We start from the raw sequence: 17883 nt of genomic DNA on the forward strand, positions 1-17883 counted from the left end.
CTTTTTCTGATTCTGTAAGCTCTGTGTGTTTTTTGGATTTTTTTCTAACCATGTTTCCACCCACACAAGCGTTCACCTAGATTATTGTGCTTTAAGATCTCTCTTGCTAAATTGGAACTGATGGCGTTCAGATCTTGCCGGCTTAAATAAATAGGTAACCAACCAACACAAGAAGAAGCATATTTATTTGTCGCGCAACCAGTGAGAGAGAGCAGCACGCATATCAGCATCACTTTTTTGATTAACTTCACTTTCCACCTCAAGCCGTGTTGTGGCTGCTTTTAAAGCTTTTTCTGTTTGCTTTTGTTGCTCTACTTTTTTCCCAAGAGTAAAAGCTTTTGCTAAGGCAATAAAAAAAGCGGCTAAAGCCGCACCTGTTACCATCAAGTTTCTTTTCATCCATAAGATCATAGGCGGTGCTCCTGAAAGCGTTTAGCAACAAAGAAAATGCCAGTACATGCCGCTAAAACCATAATGGCGGCTAAAGCCCATTGGATTGGTCCATTGCCCGCTAAAAACCCACCAAGACCTGAGAAAGAACCAATAATCGGTGCCAATGCTTCTGCTTTGAGAAACCCTGTTGGTTGTTTCGTTTCTACTGTTTGATAATTAGAAGAAACATAAGCCCCTTTCGCCCACAACCCTGCCTCTGCTACACGCCGGTGTACAAGACCTTGTAAACGTTTGCCTCCCGCTTTAGTCCACTTTTGTAATTCGAAGGGAACGGCTTCATAATCCCCCCGATTAAGCCTTTTAAGCAGTGTAGAGTTTTGGAAAGCTGCAATACCCACATTATAACAAAAGGAAACAAGAGCACCGAACTGCTCGTCGCTTAAATTCACACAAACTGCTTTTTCTACCGCCCTCTCATATTGCCGCAAATCTGCTAAAAGCATGGTTTCGGCTTTTTTTTCCGTAATCACCATGCCCTCAACCACTGTTGGTTGACCAGCTTTTTTCGTATGACCATAACCAATCGTCCATACGCCAGAAGCATCTTGATAAGCCTGCAAGCGCAAACCTTCCCACTTTTTTAAACAGTATAAACAGTCTTTACTTATTTTCCGTGCCATTGTTCAATTCACCTTATAAATATACCTTTATGAGTACTGCTCCATCACCGCCGTCGCCGCCAATTTTGTCGCTTCCGTGTTTCCCATCAAAATATCCACCGCCGCCGCCGCCGCATTCTTTACCACCTCTACCACCGTTACCACCTTTGTAACTCTCACCACCTTGCCCCATGATAGAACCCTTGCATTGACCACCACCGCCGCCGCCGCCGCCAAGAAACGAACTTCCACCGGTACCAGCTCTCTTGCCGTCGACTCCACTTCCTCCACCATTCCCACCAGAAAAAATAAAACTCTCACCACTGATGCCCTCTCTGTTTCCTCCTCCATCGCCACCTTTCCCTCCAAAGTTAACGAGAGTCATGGAAACGGAATATCCTCCTTCTGCTGTAACAAGCCCTTTGATCATTGTTCTACCACCATTGCACAAAATGTTACTGTCATTGCCTTTACCACCACGACCAATGTAAGCTGTTTTTAATTTATCTAAATCAGAACCTTTCATTTTAACATGCACACATTGACCGCCGCCGCCGCCGCCATCCTTAACGCCACCACCTCCACCGCCCCAAGCCCATACTTCGATATCGGTGTCAGCAGTAATACCATCAGGCAATGGAATATCTCCGCTTTCTGTCATCAGAATTTCAACAGGTTTTCTAACCCCGCCATCATTGTTGCCGCTACCAGCGCCGCTGCTATTGCTACTATTTGCTTTGATTGAAGCCATCAGTTTGGCTGGTGAGATAAGTGCATCCACTGTTTTTGTGCCATCAATCCAGTCTTGTTTGGCAAGAGGTTGAATGAGATCAACTTTTTTCTGTACACTATGTGCTGTATCTTGCGCTTTATCGGCTGCTGTTTGCGCAATATTTGCCTCAGCTTTTGCACTGTCTCCCGTTTTTTGTGCTGTCTCAGCCGTTTTTTTTGCATCTACTGCATAAGCTTTTGCATCATTTGCTGTTCTTAATGCACTATCTGCAACGTTCTTCGCTTCACTTGCAACATGAATCCCTTGTTGTGCAACATCTTCAACTTTATCAATTTTTGCAATCTGTGCACGTTCTGGAGGAGTTAAGATAAGATGCTTTTTCCCTTCCTTCATATTCTCCATATCAAATACATCTTTTTCTATTTTATCTGGATCATAAACTGATTTTGACATACCAAAAGACTTTGAGCCTACAAAATAACGAATGGTATTTTTGAGATCTACCGGAGATATGGGATAATAAACACCTTCATCTCCCCTCCGCCATTTTTCCATCGTTGGCTGCGTAGCACTCAACCATCGTAGCTTTGATCTTTCCTCTATGGTTAAGATCTTTTTGGTAGGACCCTCGTGCATATTTTCCATAGAAAATGCATTTGCCCCCACATTGTCGGGATCATATGTAGCAGCCTTCATATCGCCAATCCCTAAAGGCGATATTTTTACCCAGCCAGCGCCTGATAAAATCGCATTCTCACGAGCTTCACCACTTGCTTCAATATCACAAATTGTGACCTTATTTTTGTAAGCAAGAGCTCCAATATCTCTCTTTGCAACCGCATCATCAGCTTTTTTTCCTTGAGCAGCAGTTGCAAAATATTCTACCTCATAAGCTGCTGCACTCCCCACTGAAATAGGTGCGAGAGCCTTACTATTTAAAACACCTTCTTTGACTTCTTTCTTTGTTGCTGGTTCAAGCTTAAATATATGTGTGTGATAGGGTAATGGCATCGCGTTTCATTCCTTAATCAGTTCGTTGTCTTGTTGTGTGAAGAGAGGACTGCAATTCATCAATAAGTTTTTGCATGGTCTCGAGACGTTTATCTGTCGCTTCTTTATATTCTGCCAAAGCGCTTAAAAGATCATGCTGTATGTCGCTTTTGACAAGATCAAGCACCTTATTTAAGGGTGCATGGACCATTCTATTGCTTGCATAAAAAAGGACGCGGATTTGCTCCGCGTCCGCAATATCATCAATAGCAGACGGATTATTGATCATTTGAAAAACTCACGATTTTATGGCATAAACAACCGGTACATTAACAGGGCGTGTTTCTGCCTCGCCCGTTGAAGAAATCATTACCTTATGCGTATGCACTCCAGCAGGTTGTGTATCTTTTGTATAATATGAATTACCAAAAGCAGGATTTCTGCCACCTATTTGACCAACTCTTGTAACCATAGAATAATCATGCTTATGCGTATGCTGCCCCGCCGATTCAACACTACAAGCATGTGTGTGCGATTTAAGGCAATCTTGCTGTATATCAGCAAATTTTCTACTTCTGTCTAAACCGCGCCCATTATCAAAGCCGCGCAAAAACATTCCTCTAAAGTCTGGAACTTTAAAGGTTGTATCGCTGTTTTTTCCCCATTTATCCCCTATCGCCTTGAATAATTGCGGATAATCCTTGCGTTCATAAGTAGCGCCATCACATAAAAGCCAACCGTTTGGCACTTCTTGCATAGCAAAGGTCGCAATAAAACCGCAAGGAAAGGTTTCGACCTTTGGTAGTGGAATGGGGGTAGGGTTTAAAAGATACCAGCCATCAAGACCTTTTGTTGATACGCCATCATTATAGACTATTTCATAAATACCGCCCGTTTGTAACTCACCACCTATCAATGGTACTATCCCCGTGCTGGTGGCTTTATAGAGTGGCTTTGCTCCTATATTATTCATGTTTATTGTTGTCGTACCAATATTTATACCACGCGCCTTAAAGCGGATAATGATATCGTTTTTATATTTCGCTATCGGCGACACCGTCGTCAACGTGATTGATGTTGTTTGTTCCTTTCCATTCACAATAAACTTTGAGTCAAGAGAACCACCATTATCGGCAAGATATTCACGTATACGCTGCATCATGACCCGCGCACTATCATTAACAGAACTAGGCGGCTGCCCTTCTGCCCAATTAATGATACTATCGGAATTGGCATTTTGATCAGCTGTGAGTGACCAGTCATAAATATCAGACATGATAAGCCCCCGTTCTTCTTAATAGCTCTTCGCGCAATTGCTCTTCTTTTTGCCGCCCATAGGAACCAACAGATTGCCGCCTAGAGGGATCAATAAGAGGTGTTAAATCTGTCGGGCTCCCAGTCGATTGTGAGAAACCCGCCATGACTGGTTGCTGTAACATTTGTTGCTGTACCATCTGTGCCTGCTGTTTTTGTCGTTCTCCATTCTCTCTCATTAAATGAAGCAAACCGGAAAAGCCCTTTTTAAGAGCACCTGCATCAATACCTTGTGCTTGCAATGGTGTGGTTTCCATAATCTGTCCTGTTAAATTGTCTCTGCTTTCAGGTGCCATCATTCTGTTTGGGAATGGCGTGTCATATGCCATCAATTGGTTGCCCCCTTGATCACCTTGACCCACTTGATTACCTTGAAGTGTCTTTTGAAGCCTCTCAAACCCACGCAAAGGACCCACCTCGTTTGGTGCTGCTTGTCCATTGCTTTGGTTTTGCTGTATCGTTCTCTTCAAAGCATCTCCCGTTTTATTATAAAGCCCATAAATATGATTCATAAAATCCCCTGCTGTAGCTTCCATGTTACCACCGTTGAGTGTGACTGCCTGTCGACCTAAAAGCTGGCTCGCTGGAATATGTGGATTTTTGATAAGCTTTACTGCCCCTGCTGGTCCTTGTTGGTGTGCGAGATAAAGCTCTGCTTCTGACGGCGCTCTGCCTAATGCTGTGACTAAATAACGTGTATTATCCTTCGTTAACCGTGCCATAGCATCGGTTGCTTGAAAGGGATCAAACTTGTTATTGAGTTGATAGTGTTTTGCTGTTGAATCGAGAAATTGATACAGCCCCCCTGCACTGCTGTTCTTATTTTTTGCATTTGGATTACCATTACTTTCTATCATAGCAACACGTTCAAGAAAGCTTTCTGGCAAACCATATTTTTGTGCTGCCTGTGAAATGGCACGCTTCACTTTGGGATGAAAATTGATCATTAGTTTATAACCGTTCTATCAGCACTGCTATTCAAAAGAATGCCAATAAAATTGAAGAATTTTGTGTGGTCTTCTTTGGTTATTAAGTGTTTCTTTTCTGCTTCATGAAACGTCTTAATTAATTCAACGGCTTTTTCTCTTGCTAACCCAAAATCTCCTTTTTCCCGCGCTGTTATAAGCGCTGCAATATCTCTCTCAGTATCTTTATGGACGCTTGAGAATTTGCGTCCAAATTTCTCTAAGAAATTTTTTACAACTGCCTTGATGAAAGCAATCTTTCCTATACCCATAGTCTGTTGTGCCCCCCTCTCTTCCACTTCACCTATATGGTTTGGCAATCGTGCAAAAAGCTTTGTTCTTTCCACTTCTGGTTGCAACACTTTCATAAGTTGCTTGGCTTTATCCTCACCAAAAATACGCTGTAATTTTTCTTGACCATTTTTTGTGTCAAACAAACTCAAAAGATTGTGGTCAAAATTCTGTGCATTGCCTGCCGCAGTTTCTATTTGTGACCGTACACCTTTTTGAAACGCATCTTTTTCCATCAACCCCAAATCTGAAAGTTGTCTGTTGATTGTATCAAGATCAACACTCTTATTCAGTGCTTTTTTTCCTTGCTCCAAAGCATTACCGATAGTACGCTCGTCATAATAAATTTTCCGTGCCTTAATATATTCTGGAGATGATGTATCCAAAACGTCCAGAATGCGTTGTTTGAAATCAGTCAAATCTCGAGCATATCCCCATTTTCCTTTGATACGTGCAGACTTAATTTGATCATCCAAAACCTCTTTCATCTTATGTAAAATTCGCATATTCAGCTTTGGATATCCATTGCTCCCTATAACTGTTGCATCCGCTTCATTTGGCATTCGCGCAATTGCTTTTTTATAGGCTTTTTGGAAGGCAGGAATTTCTTGCAACCGCGATAAATCTTTACTGACAGCATTAGAAATAGGAGAAGCTTTCGCCCTCTCATAAAATGGTTCAGCCTTGTTCTGTGCTTGTTTGATAATCTCTTGCTTTAAATTAAGCGTATCTACTTTTGGACCCATCACATCTGTCAACGCATTCTTTACCCGCAATGCACTCGCATCTTGCCTTTCATTCAAACGATTACTTATGAGCGAATATGTATCATGGTCTTTTTTTGCTGCCTTAAAAGCTCTTGTAGCAAGCCCATCATGAAGATCAATAATCATTGAATCAGGACCTCGCTGTTTTAATGCCCTTTCAAGTTTATCAACACCTTCATCCCCTAAAGTTTGGCTTACATCCCTAAGCGCTCTATCGCTTATCTGAAATGCTTCTTTTTCTACACCTTGTGTTATTGGTTCAGTTTTACCAAACAATTTTCCAACTGTGTTTTTGAGAGCCGCAGGTGTTTTTTTCACAATAGCAGGCGTTTTTTTTAATGATCTTGTCGCAAAAGGTGTCACTTTTGATACACCACTGGCAACAAATGGTGTTGCAACGCCTAGCCCTGCACCAAACCCAGCAGACACTAGAGTATCTGCAAGCCCTTCTCCCTCACCACTGCCTGCTATTCCACCATAAATGGCTCCAGTTTTTGCTGCACGCCCCAAGCTAAATTTTGCCGCCTCTTTACTTGCTACTGCTTTCATTGCTGCTTCACCTGCAGCTTTTGCCGCTGCCCGTTCCGCACCCTCTGCTAAAGCAGATTGCACCGCCCTTTCTCCTGCTGCTAAAGCTTTACTGGTTATTTGTGCTCCTGCAACACCAGCTCTACCTCCCAGCACAATATCAGCCCCAATTGCCGCACGAGCAGCCGCAGTAGCACCTGCCGCGGGTGGAAAGAGAGCAGAAGCAATTACGGGTGCCGCAGCACCCGCTAAATTCCCCGCAAGAGATAGATAAAACTGATCTCGGTTCGCCGCTCTTTGATAGTCACGCCATCGCTTTGTTACTTCATTATATTTTTTGACTGCCTCTTTATCTCCCGTCCAATAAGCAATAGGACCCGCCTCTAATATTCCGGCTAATTCATCATCATAGCCTAGGGTTAACCCGTGAAGAGCTCCCCATCCAAAAGCACCCGCAGCACTTGGATGTGGACCATCTTCTTCTGTTTCCTCTGTTGCACCTTTATTTCCTGTAACAGAACCCCTTAACCTTTCCTTATTTTTTGAAAAAAGCTCTTGAAGCTGTTCTGGTGTATAGTCACTTATATGCCCAATGACTCTTGTGTTTTTACGATTAATAAGAGGGGGGATTACTTCAGCCATTGGTTTGTTTCTCCTTAATGCGTCCATCTCTATCAACGAACAACATGCCTTCCGGCAATGCTTCTATCTGTTTTTCTAGTGGATCATTTGACTGTGCATGATTTCCCTTATAAGCATCTTGCCCATAGGCGGCTCGAACGAGCTCGTTTGTTGCTTCTGCACCACCAAAAAGAATTGCGCGCGTTGCTGCATTGGATTTATTGAAAGTGTCAATAACTGTTTTTAAAGATTTCTTCATTTGCTCTGCAGAAAGATCTTGATACAACGCCGCTACAGAGTTTTGCAATGCTTGCAATTCCATATTAGACAAATTCCCAAAGCCAGATGCGCCATTTGGTGAAAATGCTTTTGCTTTTCTCAAGGCATCAAGCCCGATACTTGCCTTCAATGAATCGAGCATATGCCCAAAATCTTTTGCCTTAGAATTAGGAAGGAACGACATTATAGAACCCGTGAAACCAACAACATGCGGGTGTTCCTCAACAATTTTTAGCAATTCTTTAGATGACGAGAGTATACGATTTGACCGGTCTGCTGTATCCAGAATTTGCATTTTCACTTGCTGTTCTTTACGCTCCTCCTCTTTCTGTTCTTGAATTAATTTATGTTCTGCACCACTGCCTGCAATTGGCATCGCACGTATACCATGAGGGGCATTTTCATCCTTAATAAGCATATAACCTGCTTCAGGCTTTGACAGCATGTTATCAGTATTTCCCCCTAATCCAGAAGCAGTGGAACGTTGTCCCCCTTGGACTGGGATAATTTTCCCTGTGCTTGTTGAGACTTGGAAAGTCATATCCTCAGGCAATCCCTGCTCTGCCTTTTCTTCTGATGTCAATGTTCTATAGCCTTCTTGAGGGCTTAACGTGTTGCCAATCACTTTCATGGCAAGATCTGGATATTGCACAAGGGCTTGTGCGTCTTTATCATCGTATCCTTTAGAGCGTAAAAACTCAAAAATTGGTCTATTTTGAGCACGTACATTATTGCCCTGCCGCATAACAAGCGCCGCATTTGAAAAGCTTTCTTGCGGTGTTTTTCCTGATGCTAACCCCGCAAAAAAATCCATGAGATGCTCGGAAAATTCTGATTTTCTAAAACGCTCCCATAAGCTACTTGGATTTGCTCCTGTCTGAACAAAGTTATCAAGTGACTTGATATAATCTGTTTTTTGTTCAAGATCACCACTTGCTTTTAAATGCTCCTCTTCTGGTAAGTGTGCATTCAAATGTTTTTCTTCTCCTATAGGTGCATCAAAAAGCTTTTCCTCATCATTTCCAGAATCGTTTTTCAAAGAGTTTTCCGCTATAGATTTCTCATTAAGTTGAGCAATATAATCCATCACATCTTTTTGCTGTCGCCCAGCTTCATCCCCATTAGACTGATCAATGTTCGCAACGAGTGGAGATTGAGGAATCATTGATGCAACACCTCCCTGATCTGAGAAGTCATACTTTTGTTGCTCTGGCGCCTCTTGTACCTTAACAGTATCCTTTGAAACATCCGGCAATGGAGGCATTTGGCGCTTTAAATCATCTGTAGACATAATCAATTCTGCTGGCGTTTTTTTCCCAGCTTGTTCTGTCCCTGCTTGAGAACCACGAATAAGCTCTGTAGGACTCAATTTTTGTGGAGTATTATCCCCATTGCTCACATCAAAAGAGTTTGTGCTAAAAGCAGCAAGTTCCAACGCTTTACGCTTTCTATAAGCTTTTTCACGCTCTAATGCATTTAATTCTTCTCGCCAAAACATCACTGCACCCTTTCCATCTCAAAGCCAAGCTTGCTATAATCCACATGCAAAAAACCTGTCGCCTTATGCAAGAAAACAGCTTCTGGCTTTGACTTCAAAACATCCTGTGCCATCACCCCGCGATAGCGCTCTGGGTGCCCCTTGTAGTTGTATTCATAGAGTTTATAGCCATTTCTCTGCCCAGCTTCTCTGATGTTTTCTTTTGCTCTGATATCACTAAGCCCAGCAAAAGTACCAAGGATAGTTCCAACATTTCCAACAATCTCCCACGGATTAGGTTTTGGCTGTGGAGTCAATGTCGTCATTTGTCCTGTTCGCGTTCCATAATTTCCAGCAACAGCCCCACCAGCTGCAAGCAACTTACTTAACTGGTCCCAATCAAGATTGTTCTGCTGCTCCCATTTTTGCCGCTCTTCATCTAATTGCCGTTGATGATTGGCATCAAGTACACTCCCTCCCGTCAACGCATTAAGATTTGCCTGACCTTGACCTTGAAAGAAATTATTGGCACCCGCCAACTGATTTTGGTTTGCTTGGTCAATGAGACTATTGGCATTCATCATGTTGTTGACATCTTGGTTATATTGCTGTGATAAAGCTTGTGTTGCTATGCCCCCCAATTCATCAGCCAAAACGCCCGTATGTGCACCAGAACCATAACGCCCCGCGCCTGCCAATGAACTATTAATAGAATTTGTTGCCTTATTTAATGTGTTTTGAAGCGCTTCATCAAAGTAAGGGTTATTGCCTATTTGTTGCCCTGAAGCCATGTTCTTTAAGTTTTGGCTTGTTGCATTTTGCCCTGTCGCTATTCCATTTAAAGTGTTGTTATCATAGTTATGCGTATTATTGCTAAGCCCATTAATCGCATTCTTTGTTTGATCACTTAAACCCGCAACACGCTGCCCGTCATAAACGGCTTTTCCGCTGCCTTGGTTATAAAAAGTCATGGCATCCTTAGCGGCATGTTCAAAAATACCTTTTGCCCATGCAGGGGGTTCATTTGTTTGCGTCGTGTTTTGGGTATTCTGGATTGGTTTAGAACTTTTTCCCATATTAAAGCTGCTTTCTATATTCTAAAAGATTAACGAGATATCCATGCGATTTAAGAGATTTTTCCCACCCTCGCCTGCCTATGATGACAAGCTCTTTTGCCCCTTTTTCCTTGTAATAAGCTTCAATCTGAGTGATAAGCTTTGTTAAGGGTGCTCCTCCCTTTCCACCAAGCGTGACAACAACCGCCCTTAATGCTCCAGTGACGAGTTCTTGTAACTGTGTTGTGACATGCGCCATAAAGTTTTCATGCGCATCAACGATAATCCAAAGAACTTTTTCTCCCTTCAAAATATCGTTTAAAATGGTCTCTGTATTATAATCATCAGGGAATTTTTGATTAAAATAAGCTATCGATTTTATGACATTGTCAAAATAGGGCGCCATTTGTTCAGCGCTCCATTTTTCTGTATTATAGATCTTAAAACTCATCTTACGCCCGCGGGTTTCAGCGTTACATCAAAGCCTGTTATATGTGTCCATGGCGTGCCTTCTGGTATTCTCAGACGCAAAGCGTGATAACGCGCCCGTGAGCGGATATTATACATCCCAATATTATAGCCGGCATAACGCTCTTTAGCCCAATTTAATTGGTTCTTGTTATCAATGATAAAAGCCGCCCCAACACTTAAAAAACCTTTTGTTGTATCCGCTTGAACAAAAGCCTCACTCATCAGGTTGATTTGCCTGCCCGTATCCCCCACAATTTGTGAAGCAATAACTGCTTCCATTGGAGGACCTGCAAAAAAACCAAATGTGTTGTCTGGCGTAAAAGCTCCTAAAACAGGCGCACCATTTTGCCACATCTTACTATCAAGAGAAGCTGGTAAATCTTTCAAGCTCTCTTGTACTTCGTCTAAGCCTTCTAATGTATAACCGGCTGCAAAGAGGGGAAATAAGAGAAGGTTTTGCCCCTTAATGACACTCCATATTTGCAAAAGCCAATCATAAACATAAATATGCATCCCTTCAGTGTTATCATTAATAGAAAAATAAACACGAGAATAGACCGGATCAATACATGCCCTCATCTCATCAATGGCAAAGTTATTGTAAAGTGTGAAGATAGTTTTATCGACTTTTCCAAAGCCAATAGGGAGCATTTCACCAGCACTGTTGATTTGATAAAAACCATCATCAGAGACAAAAAAAGTACAGTCTCCACGGCTTGCAATTGCTGTGCTGCTTTTAGCTCCTATTTTGTCTTTTATTTTTGCAAAACTGAAGATAATTTTAGAGCCTGGTACAAAGGTTGCGTGATAAATGGCGGAGCGCATAAAAATAAGTGGATTTGTTGATTCCGTAGACCCTTGAACATATTCTCCATCGGGAAAATCTTGATAATCGCAACTTTTCTCCCCAACTGTCCAATGTGTCGCATCATTCAAACCGGACCACTGAACACGGTTTGGCTTATCTGTTAATTGCATCAGGCAAACAAAATCACCCCACACACGCACAAGTCCAGCACGCGGGGGATTACCGCTCAAATCACAAAACCTTTCATCCGTTTTTAACGAAAGCATTTGTGGTGGGTCATTGCTATTAACAGCAATGATATGATCACCAAAGGAGGCAAAAGACCAAAGTGCAGTCTCATTGGCGTGATATTGTGTGTGAGGTTTGCTAATGTCTTTCCAGCCGCGCGTGCTGTTGTCATATTCATAAAGTTTTGTTGGTGCACCCACAATGATGCGCACACCACCCAATGAGCGCACAGCATAGACCCCCAAAATCACATCCGGAAAAAAATCTGAGACCGGCGCCACAATGGGAAACGGAATATACGAATTTGGTGCAGGTAAAACGTTCACAATCTCACTAGAATAACCACTATTAATAAATGCAACATCTGGTCTATACTCAGCAATAGGAATAAAGGTCATCAGAAATCCGTGTGTTGAATTTTTAACAAATTCTTGCGCCGTGATGTTTCAATTTGAAGCGCATCGAGCTGCTCTTGAAACATGGCAAAAGCTGCCGCTGCCATCTGTGGTTCTTTAATAATATTGGTATAAATTTCATATTTTGCACGCGTTTTGATCAGTTCATAGGCTTCTAAAAACCATATGGACGCTTCTTGTGCACTCTCAATATCTTTTATTCTTACAGGGTCAAGAATAAGCCTGATAGAATAAACGCGCTCTGGTGTTGGATACAAGACAAGCTTTTGTTCAAAATAAGCATAGCGTGTAGGCATGCCATGGCTACAATCATCCTCAAGATTCTCAATAACAAGAGGATCTACCTGCAAAAGCTTTGCTTTTCTGTGATTATCTTCATAAACGTAAGCATCAACAATGCGAACAGCCCCTGTTATAGAGGGATGTGCCTCGGCGCCATAACGGCTTTTGCCCTTTAGAGTGGTAAAAACAACTTCGCGGCTTTCATTGAAATAAAAAGGCAATCGTTCACAAAAGCGAATAGCCGAAAATATCGCCCTTTGCACTTGATCAACATACTCATCTGTTTGATCATCTATTTCATCCTGAATATCGTTTAACATCTGGATAAAATTTTTATCCCAAGGAGTAATGGTCTGTTTGTCTCCAATCGGACCACCTGTCTGTACTATTATTGTCATATCACCCTCTTCCAAATGTCTTGGGGCATCTTGTATAGGAGGGGGACGCAAGCAATAAACGCCCCCTTGCCTTTAACGATTAGTGTAAAACTCAACAATCACCTCAGCATCACCTTTGGTGCTTTTCTTGTCTCGTGTCATGTAAATCGTACTTTCAGCTTCTAATGGAACATCTCGTTCCTCCATAGGAAGGTACAAATTGCCATCGGTAGATTGCCGAAGCCCTACATCTCCATAATCATTACCATGAGGCTCTTTTCCAAATGTAGCTGTTACATCTTCAAAATCCTCCATGGGATAAGCTGTAATACTTTTTATAAAAGCCCCTCGGGGTAGAACGCCAATTTTTGTTATCAACCCTTGATCTGTACATTTAATACGCGCCCGTAAAAAACTAACCTGCTGCGTAGAGTTGTTGCGTCCTTGCAAAACAGGTGGCAATCCCTCATCTATTATGCCAACGGTTTCAACAGTCTCAACGGTCTCAACAGGTTCCTGTGTAATTAGCGATTTTTCTGCCATAATTGTCATCCTTTAATAATTAGCTTGCTTCGGCAAAAGAAGGGATAACAATCGTACCAAAGTCTTGTCCCCCTTGATCAGAATGCGGCAAGGTATAGCGTGACTTTTTCATGCCGATAATGGTTTTAGCTGCAACCCCAAATTCACGTTGATAATCAAACAGTTCTTCAACAAGTTTATAGCGTGTTCCCCCTTTCCCATCGCCTCCTGTTGCTCCATTGCCAACGCGTCCATAAGCCATGATAACACTTTGCGCACCAAGCAACACAGCACGACGAACAGAGGGAACAGGCTCTTGTGTCTTTGAATTGATACCATTGGGGACATGTTCAGCTTCACGTAAGATAACTCCATTATACATCCCCAGAGAGCCATCAAAAATTGGGTTCTTAGCTCCAGAGCCATCATAAGCTGCCTTGGTAATGTCTAACCATTGCCCGCTCTTTGTATTGGTACGCAATTGAGTTACCTGTGTTGGGTGGAGATACATCACATATGCCGATTTTCCATCAACACGAACCGGACGCAAACGTGGATTAGCAAGTTTTGCGCGTTCAACAGCCCGATCTATAAGATCTAATGTAAAAACATCATCTTTTGTAAGCTCTTCATCAGTCTTTTTCTTATTCGGACGAATAACACGCAATTTGCTTGGCTCTGATGGCGCGTTAAAACCATAATGCACCGGTTTAAGCGTTATGCTGCGCCCTTCAAAATGCATCCATGGTGCTGTATAGCCTGCAGCCTGAATGAAAAACATCATACTTAAACGGTCTGCATACCAATCAACCAACCCATCTTTTGCTTCCTTACGCAAATTAAAGGGAACACGTTGTTGATCAATAGAGCCTTCATATTTGATGCGCACAGCATGAGTAAGCTCGTTGATGCGCACCTTTTCATTCATAAATTGGAGGGCTTCTTCATTGCCTTCCAGCGTTTGTCCCTCGCTAACGCCATCCCCCATAAGTTGGACTCTTAATCCGCTCGTCACAGAGTCACCAGCGGATTTTCCTAGCACATCCAACACTTGGATAATGCTGTTTTTGCTCTCCCCCATCAGCGGTGCAATAGGCAACGCTTTTGAGGTCTCTGTGTTTAGCATCTTAGCCCAAACGCCAACGGCTAATGGGTCATTGAGCTTTACTTCTGTTACTGCCATTTCAATCAATGCCTTTCTTGGTTTTTAAAACTCGCCTTGCGGCACCCCCAAACGATAACAATCACTTGGTTCTCTCTGTTGCGTCACCACGCACATCTCACGCTCTGCTCATAATTTGTTCAAATTTTTTGGGATTTTTCTCAACCCATGCTGCAAATTCTGCTTCCGGCATGGAAAAAAGCGTTCTCACATCCATACCGCCTGTTGGAACTTGCCCGCCGCGCGCTGTAAGCGTCCGCGCTGCTTGAGAGCGCTCTTGAAGAGCTCCCACTTCGTTCTTAACGGGCGCGCCACTATAGCCAAAAGCTTTTGCTTTTTGCACAAGTACCTCAATTGGATTTATGCCGGCTTTCTGACACTGCTGGCATATTTGGCGCAATTCAGCACCAATTTGTTGTTGCCGTGCCACAGGATCTTTCCATTGTGGATAAAGGCTTGCTTGCGCTTGTAAGACACTGTCTGCTCTTTCATAGAGATAGTCCGTGATACTGTCTAAATCTGGATATTTATCTTGTACTTGCGCTTTGGCTTCCTCGAAATAATCCCCCAACTTTTGGCGTTCATATTCCTCTTGACTCATGCGCTCTTGGCTCTCTCTCATATGAGAAAACTCATCAAGCAATTTCTGTTGTTCTTGTACCTTATGACTAAGCCATGCAAAATGTGCTTTTGGGTCGTCTTCTAGGGAGGGAATATTTTCCTCACGGCGGCGCGTGATTTCTTCCTGCATTGCGGCATATTTTTGCGCAAGTTCAATAGCCAATTCACGCGCTTCAATGGCGCTTTGTTCTGCCTTTTGTCGTGCTTGCCGCTCTTGCTCTAGTTTATCAGATTCTATTACATCAGAATTTGGCTGCTCTTGAAGTGGTTCTACAGCTGGCTGTTCAGAACTTTCCTCTGCATCAAAAACTTCCTCAACTTGTTCTGGCTCGACCAACTCAACAGCATTATCACTGGCAAAATGTTCATCATAGATTGCTTGTTCTTCAGGCGTAAACTCTTCTTCCATATTCTGTCCCTTCAATGTGCTATTATATTTTTTGTCAAAACTCGATAGTGTTCCAACTGTGTCTGTAAAGCTTTGCGTTCTAAATCACGCTGCGCTATCTCATTTTTTGCCTGTTGAAGTTCGAGCTGCATGCGCGCTTGTTCTTGTTTCAAGAAAAGTTCGATATTTTTCTGCTGCAATGCCGCTTGTTTCTGCTGCGCATCAAGTTGATAGAGTGTGCTCTTTGCTTGCGCTTCTTGCTGTAAAACAGCAATCTTTGCTTGTTGCTCTAGAGTTAATTGCGCCCCTTGGCTTTGTTGCATCATCTGCTGTTGCTGTTGTTCTTGTTGTGCCTGCTGTGCTTTTGCCGTTAAATTTGCTACCAATGTTGCCGGTAGTGGGGAAAGCTTTAAAAGATCTGGAATCATCTCCGGTGTTAAGAACCCACCAAGCAATGGCAACATCTGCGTAATTGTCGCAAAAGTTTTCTCTTTTTCATTGGGGCTTGTCGGTGAATCATCAACAATAATGTCGTATTCAAGCGTTGTGACAGCTTCACGTGTTAATGGAACATACTGCGCATTCTCTTGTCCAGAAATACGCACCAAACGCCCATCAGAGAGATAATTCTGGATAAGATAAAGGATAATCTTTCCCTGCCTACACCGATAAAGCTTGAGATTATCAAACAGCCCCGCAAGCAAATTAAGCGTTGATTGCCGGCGTGTATTTTCCAGCACATTGGCTTGGTTGACCTCCCGTGTTCCGATAAACTCAGCCGATAACCCTGTTACATGCGTTATCGCTTCACGCGATTCATTAAACAGCTGGAAAAATCCATTGGGAAATTGTGCACTTGGCTTTGGTTGAATTTTCCCTCCTGTAAGCGCGCCATTTTTAACCCAAGTAATCGTATCCGTTCGCGCCCAGCTTTCCATGGCTTGGCGATCATCATCGAAAGCGTCTCGTTCTGCTATCAAGCCGCCCTTAGACTGGCTATTAAGGATATACATCACTTGGCTAAAATATTTATTCGACCATTTTTGTGGATCTTTTGCGGGGCGAACAATCCCGTAAAACTGGTTTTTAAGCTTATCCAGCGTGCCCGTGATACACTCCCACCCAAGTTGCCCATCAGGTGCTAATGGCTTATCGGGCTTTGCTAAAAGACGTCGTCCTAGAAAAGCGCGTCTCACCACTTTTTTATTAAAACACACCCCTTGTAATTGTGGCATTACCCTTTGAAGCTGTTCAAACTCCTGTTTGCTATAGTTGCGCATCTGTCCGGTTTGAAGATCAGGCGCCTTGTAAGTGGTCTCATATTCAAACCAACGGCATTCAACCAGCGTAACATAGCGTTTCCCAGAATACGGATCTGAGAGAGAAGTCGCATTGGAGTCATCTTGATACGCATCAAGCGACACATGAGAATCCTCAGAATCGGTTGTACTATCGATAGCCCAATCGGCGTTAAGATCTTCAACAGCAACATCAGGAAAAAGACTTTTAGCATCCTCAACGGATTTGCGATCAACATACCACATACGCTGTGCGTCAATGAGATTTGGTCTTACAGCATTGGCATCCCAAACCATTTTTAAGGGATCTAAACGTTGAACAGCAGGTATCCCTTCGGGATCTGTATCATAATCAAGCCGCGTATCTGTCCAGCCCATACCGCAAATAACCATATCCTGAAAAGCATCGGAATCGGCATATTCCGCCTCTGCCTCATCACGAAACCATTCTGCTGCTCCAGTAAGCAATTCATTGGGTATTGCCGCTCCCATTTGCCGTGGTTGAAACTGTACTTCGCGCTTATTATTACGCTCCGCCCCAACAATAGCATTCACAAGGGGTGCAATGCGGTTAAAAGTCATGACAGGACGGCGTTGCTCTTTTAAAACCGCAAGATCTTCCTCTGCCCATTGACGACCATTATAAAAATCAAAATCTTCACGCGCCTGTTCACGCCATTCATTAACATGTTCAATATCTTCTGCGTACCAAGACTTTAAACGCTTATAGAGTTCATATTCATCGAGGATTGGCGTTTTTTGAAAGTCTTGATCTAGAATGCCATCCATGATGCCGCTTCTCTTTCCATAGTGCAATAACGCTCTTGCTTGGGTTTGACACTGGGTGCTTCATAGACAATGCACATTAAACCAAAGGCATCCGCCCCATGGCTCGACCAATCATGCTCTGCACCCAAACCAATGCCGCGCTTCTCATCCCATTTCTCATGATACCAATTCAGTGCTTTGCGCCCTGCTACCGTCATCTCTTCATTAAACCAAACAGACGGCAAAATACGCCGCACCGCCTCTATACGCATCTTAACCGCCCCTGCCCCTTGATTAGGGATCACTTGCGTTTCAAAACCCGCATCATTTAAAGCACTCTCAAAACTCACATTGTGCACACGGTCTCTGGTCGCACCATCATGGGGCAAAACCATCAATGCCTTCTCATAACCATTTTGACGCAACCAACCGATATGTTCGGATAAAGGCTGTCCCTGTGCTTCGTAATA

Annotated in this window: 17 protein-coding genes and 1 pseudogene; all 18 read right to left on the reverse strand. The window is 43.0% G+C overall.

From position 1 onward, the window contains the following. Window positions 1-44: 44 nt before the first annotated feature. Complete coding sequence (locus tag ACFIK4_RS04415; protein WP_375646540.1) at window positions 45-251, reverse strand: hypothetical protein; 207 nt, start codon at window positions 249-251, stop codon at window positions 45-47. Next, window positions 184-411 carry a hypothetical protein gene (locus ACFIK4_RS04420; RefSeq protein ID WP_375612620.1) on the reverse strand — a complete coding sequence of 76 codons (228 nt, stop codon included), beginning with the start codon at window positions 409-411 and terminating at the stop codon, window positions 184-186. Before ACFIK4_RS04420 ends, ACFIK4_RS04415 begins: the two co-directional genes overlap by 68 nt. Then, entirely contained in the window at window positions 408-1073 is a 666-nt protein-coding gene (locus ACFIK4_RS04425) for a lysozyme (RefSeq protein ID WP_375675142.1), read from the reverse strand. The genes ACFIK4_RS04420 and ACFIK4_RS04425 overlap by 4 nt, the downstream gene beginning before the upstream one ends. Before the next feature lie 13 nt (window positions 1074-1086). Next, window positions 1087-2796, reverse strand: a complete 1710-nt coding sequence (locus ACFIK4_RS04430; protein WP_375675144.1) for an alanine-zipper protein — start codon at window positions 2794-2796, stop codon at window positions 1087-1089. 13 nt (window positions 2797-2809) lie between these two features. Then, on the reverse strand, window positions 2810-3064 hold the full coding sequence (locus ACFIK4_RS04435) for a hypothetical protein (protein WP_375646537.1): 255 nt from the start codon (window positions 3062-3064) through the stop codon (window positions 2810-2812). A 9-nt stretch (window positions 3065-3073) separates the two neighbouring features. Then, window positions 3074-4051 carry a tail fiber protein gene (locus ACFIK4_RS04440; RefSeq protein WP_375675146.1) on the reverse strand — a complete coding sequence of 326 codons (978 nt, stop codon included), beginning with the start codon at window positions 4049-4051 and terminating at the stop codon, window positions 3074-3076. Beyond that, the gene (locus ACFIK4_RS04445) at window positions 4044-5036 is read right to left on the reverse strand and encodes a transglycosylase SLT domain-containing protein (protein ID WP_375675148.1); all 993 of its coding nucleotides are present in this window, start codon (window positions 5034-5036) and stop codon (window positions 4044-4046) included. The genes ACFIK4_RS04440 and ACFIK4_RS04445 overlap by 8 nt, the downstream gene beginning before the upstream one ends. Then, a complete protein-coding gene (locus ACFIK4_RS04450) occupies window positions 5036-7282 on the reverse strand; it encodes a hypothetical protein (RefSeq protein WP_375675150.1) in 2247 nt (748 codons plus the stop codon). The genes ACFIK4_RS04445 and ACFIK4_RS04450 overlap by 1 nt, the downstream gene beginning before the upstream one ends. Then, a complete protein-coding gene (locus tag ACFIK4_RS04455; protein WP_375675164.1) occupies window positions 7275-9038 on the reverse strand; it encodes a hypothetical protein in 1764 nt (587 codons plus the stop codon). Before ACFIK4_RS04455 ends, ACFIK4_RS04450 begins: the two co-directional genes overlap by 8 nt. Beyond that, window positions 9038-10093, reverse strand: coding sequence for a tail fiber domain-containing protein (locus tag ACFIK4_RS04460; protein ID WP_375675152.1), 1056 nt, complete (start codon window positions 10091-10093; stop codon window positions 9038-9040). Before ACFIK4_RS04460 ends, ACFIK4_RS04455 begins: the two co-directional genes overlap by 1 nt. Window position 10094: 1 nt before the next feature. Then, the gene (locus tag ACFIK4_RS04465; RefSeq protein WP_375613690.1) at window positions 10095-10478 is read right to left on the reverse strand and encodes a hypothetical protein; all 384 of its coding nucleotides are present in this window, start codon (window positions 10476-10478) and stop codon (window positions 10095-10097) included. A 41-nt stretch (window positions 10479-10519) separates the two neighbouring features. After that, on the reverse strand, window positions 10520-11977 hold the full coding sequence (locus ACFIK4_RS04470) for a hypothetical protein (protein WP_375675154.1): 1458 nt from the start codon (window positions 11975-11977) through the stop codon (window positions 10520-10522). Beyond that, a complete protein-coding gene (locus tag ACFIK4_RS04475) occupies window positions 11977-12675 on the reverse strand; it encodes a hypothetical protein (protein WP_375633759.1) in 699 nt (232 codons plus the stop codon). Before ACFIK4_RS04475 ends, ACFIK4_RS04470 begins: the two co-directional genes overlap by 1 nt. Before the next feature lie 72 nt (window positions 12676-12747). Further along, the gene (locus ACFIK4_RS04480) at window positions 12748-13197 is read right to left on the reverse strand and encodes a hypothetical protein (RefSeq protein ID WP_375675156.1); all 450 of its coding nucleotides are present in this window, start codon (window positions 13195-13197) and stop codon (window positions 12748-12750) included. A 19-nt stretch (window positions 13198-13216) separates the two neighbouring features. Then, a complete protein-coding gene (locus tag ACFIK4_RS04485; protein WP_375675158.1) occupies window positions 13217-14359 on the reverse strand; it encodes a N4-gp56 family major capsid protein in 1143 nt (380 codons plus the stop codon). Between the two features lie 97 nt (window positions 14360-14456). Continuing rightward, window positions 14457-15368: a hypothetical protein gene (locus tag ACFIK4_RS04490; protein ID WP_375675160.1), complete on the reverse strand. Its 912-nt coding sequence runs from the start codon at window positions 15366-15368 to the stop codon at window positions 14457-14459. Between the two features lie 11 nt (window positions 15369-15379). Continuing rightward, entirely contained in the window at window positions 15380-17434 is a 2055-nt protein-coding gene (locus ACFIK4_RS04495) for a portal protein (protein WP_375675162.1), read from the reverse strand. Next, a pseudogene (locus ACFIK4_RS04500) lies at window positions 17419-17883 on the reverse strand (PBSX family phage terminase large subunit); the annotation flags it as partial. The pseudogene ACFIK4_RS04500 and the gene ACFIK4_RS04495, both read right to left, overlap by 16 nt.

Source organism: Bartonella sp. AP9QHHD, assembly GCF_042195625.1.
GTDB lineage: Bacteria > Pseudomonadota > Alphaproteobacteria > Rhizobiales > Rhizobiaceae > Bartonella.

Coding starts and splice junctions, on each gene's coding strand:
- ACFIK4_RS04470 (WP_375675154.1), bottom strand. CDS start 11,977: ATGACCTTTATTCCTATTGCTGAGTATAGACCAGATGTTGCATTTATT.
- ACFIK4_RS04490 (WP_375675160.1), bottom strand. CDS start 15,368: ATGGAAGAAGAGTTTACGCCTGAAGAACAAGCAATCTATGATGAACAT.
- ACFIK4_RS04440 (WP_375675146.1), bottom strand. CDS start 4,051: ATGTCTGATATTTATGACTGGTCACTCACAGCTGATCAAAATGCCAAT.
- ACFIK4_RS04480 (WP_375675156.1), bottom strand. CDS start 13,197: ATGGCAGAAAAATCGCTAATTACACAGGAACCTGTTGAGACCGTTGAG.
- ACFIK4_RS04450 (WP_375675150.1), bottom strand. CDS start 7,282: ATGGCTGAAGTAATCCCCCCTCTTATTAATCGTAAAAACACAAGAGTC.
- ACFIK4_RS04465 (WP_375613690.1), bottom strand. CDS start 10,478: ATGGCGCCCTATTTTGACAATGTCATAAAATCGATAGCTTATTTTAAT.
- ACFIK4_RS04420 (WP_375612620.1), bottom strand. CDS start 411: ATGATCTTATGGATGAAAAGAAACTTGATGGTAACAGGTGCGGCTTTA.
- ACFIK4_RS04435 (WP_375646537.1), bottom strand. CDS start 3,064: ATGATCAATAATCCGTCTGCTATTGATGATATTGCGGACGCGGAGCAA.
- ACFIK4_RS04455 (WP_375675164.1), bottom strand. CDS start 9,038: ATGTTTTGGCGAGAAGAATTAAATGCATTAGAGCGTGAAAAAGCTTAT.
- ACFIK4_RS04485 (WP_375675158.1), bottom strand. CDS start 14,359: ATGGCAGTAACAGAAGTAAAGCTCAATGACCCATTAGCCGTTGGCGTT.
- ACFIK4_RS04475 (WP_375633759.1), bottom strand. CDS start 12,675: ATGACAATAATAGTACAGACAGGTGGTCCGATTGGAGACAAACAGACC.
- ACFIK4_RS04460 (WP_375675152.1), bottom strand. CDS start 10,093: ATGGGAAAAAGTTCTAAACCAATCCAGAATACCCAAAACACGACGCAA.
- ACFIK4_RS04425 (WP_375675142.1), bottom strand. CDS start 1,073: ATGGCACGGAAAATAAGTAAAGACTGTTTATACTGTTTAAAAAAGTGG.
- ACFIK4_RS04495 (WP_375675162.1), bottom strand. CDS start 17,434: ATGGATGGCATTCTAGATCAAGACTTTCAAAAAACGCCAATCCTCGAT.
- ACFIK4_RS04445 (WP_375675148.1), bottom strand. CDS start 5,036: ATGATCAATTTTCATCCCAAAGTGAAGCGTGCCATTTCACAGGCAGCA.
- ACFIK4_RS04430 (WP_375675144.1), bottom strand. CDS start 2,796: ATGCCATTACCCTATCACACACATATATTTAAGCTTGAACCAGCAACA.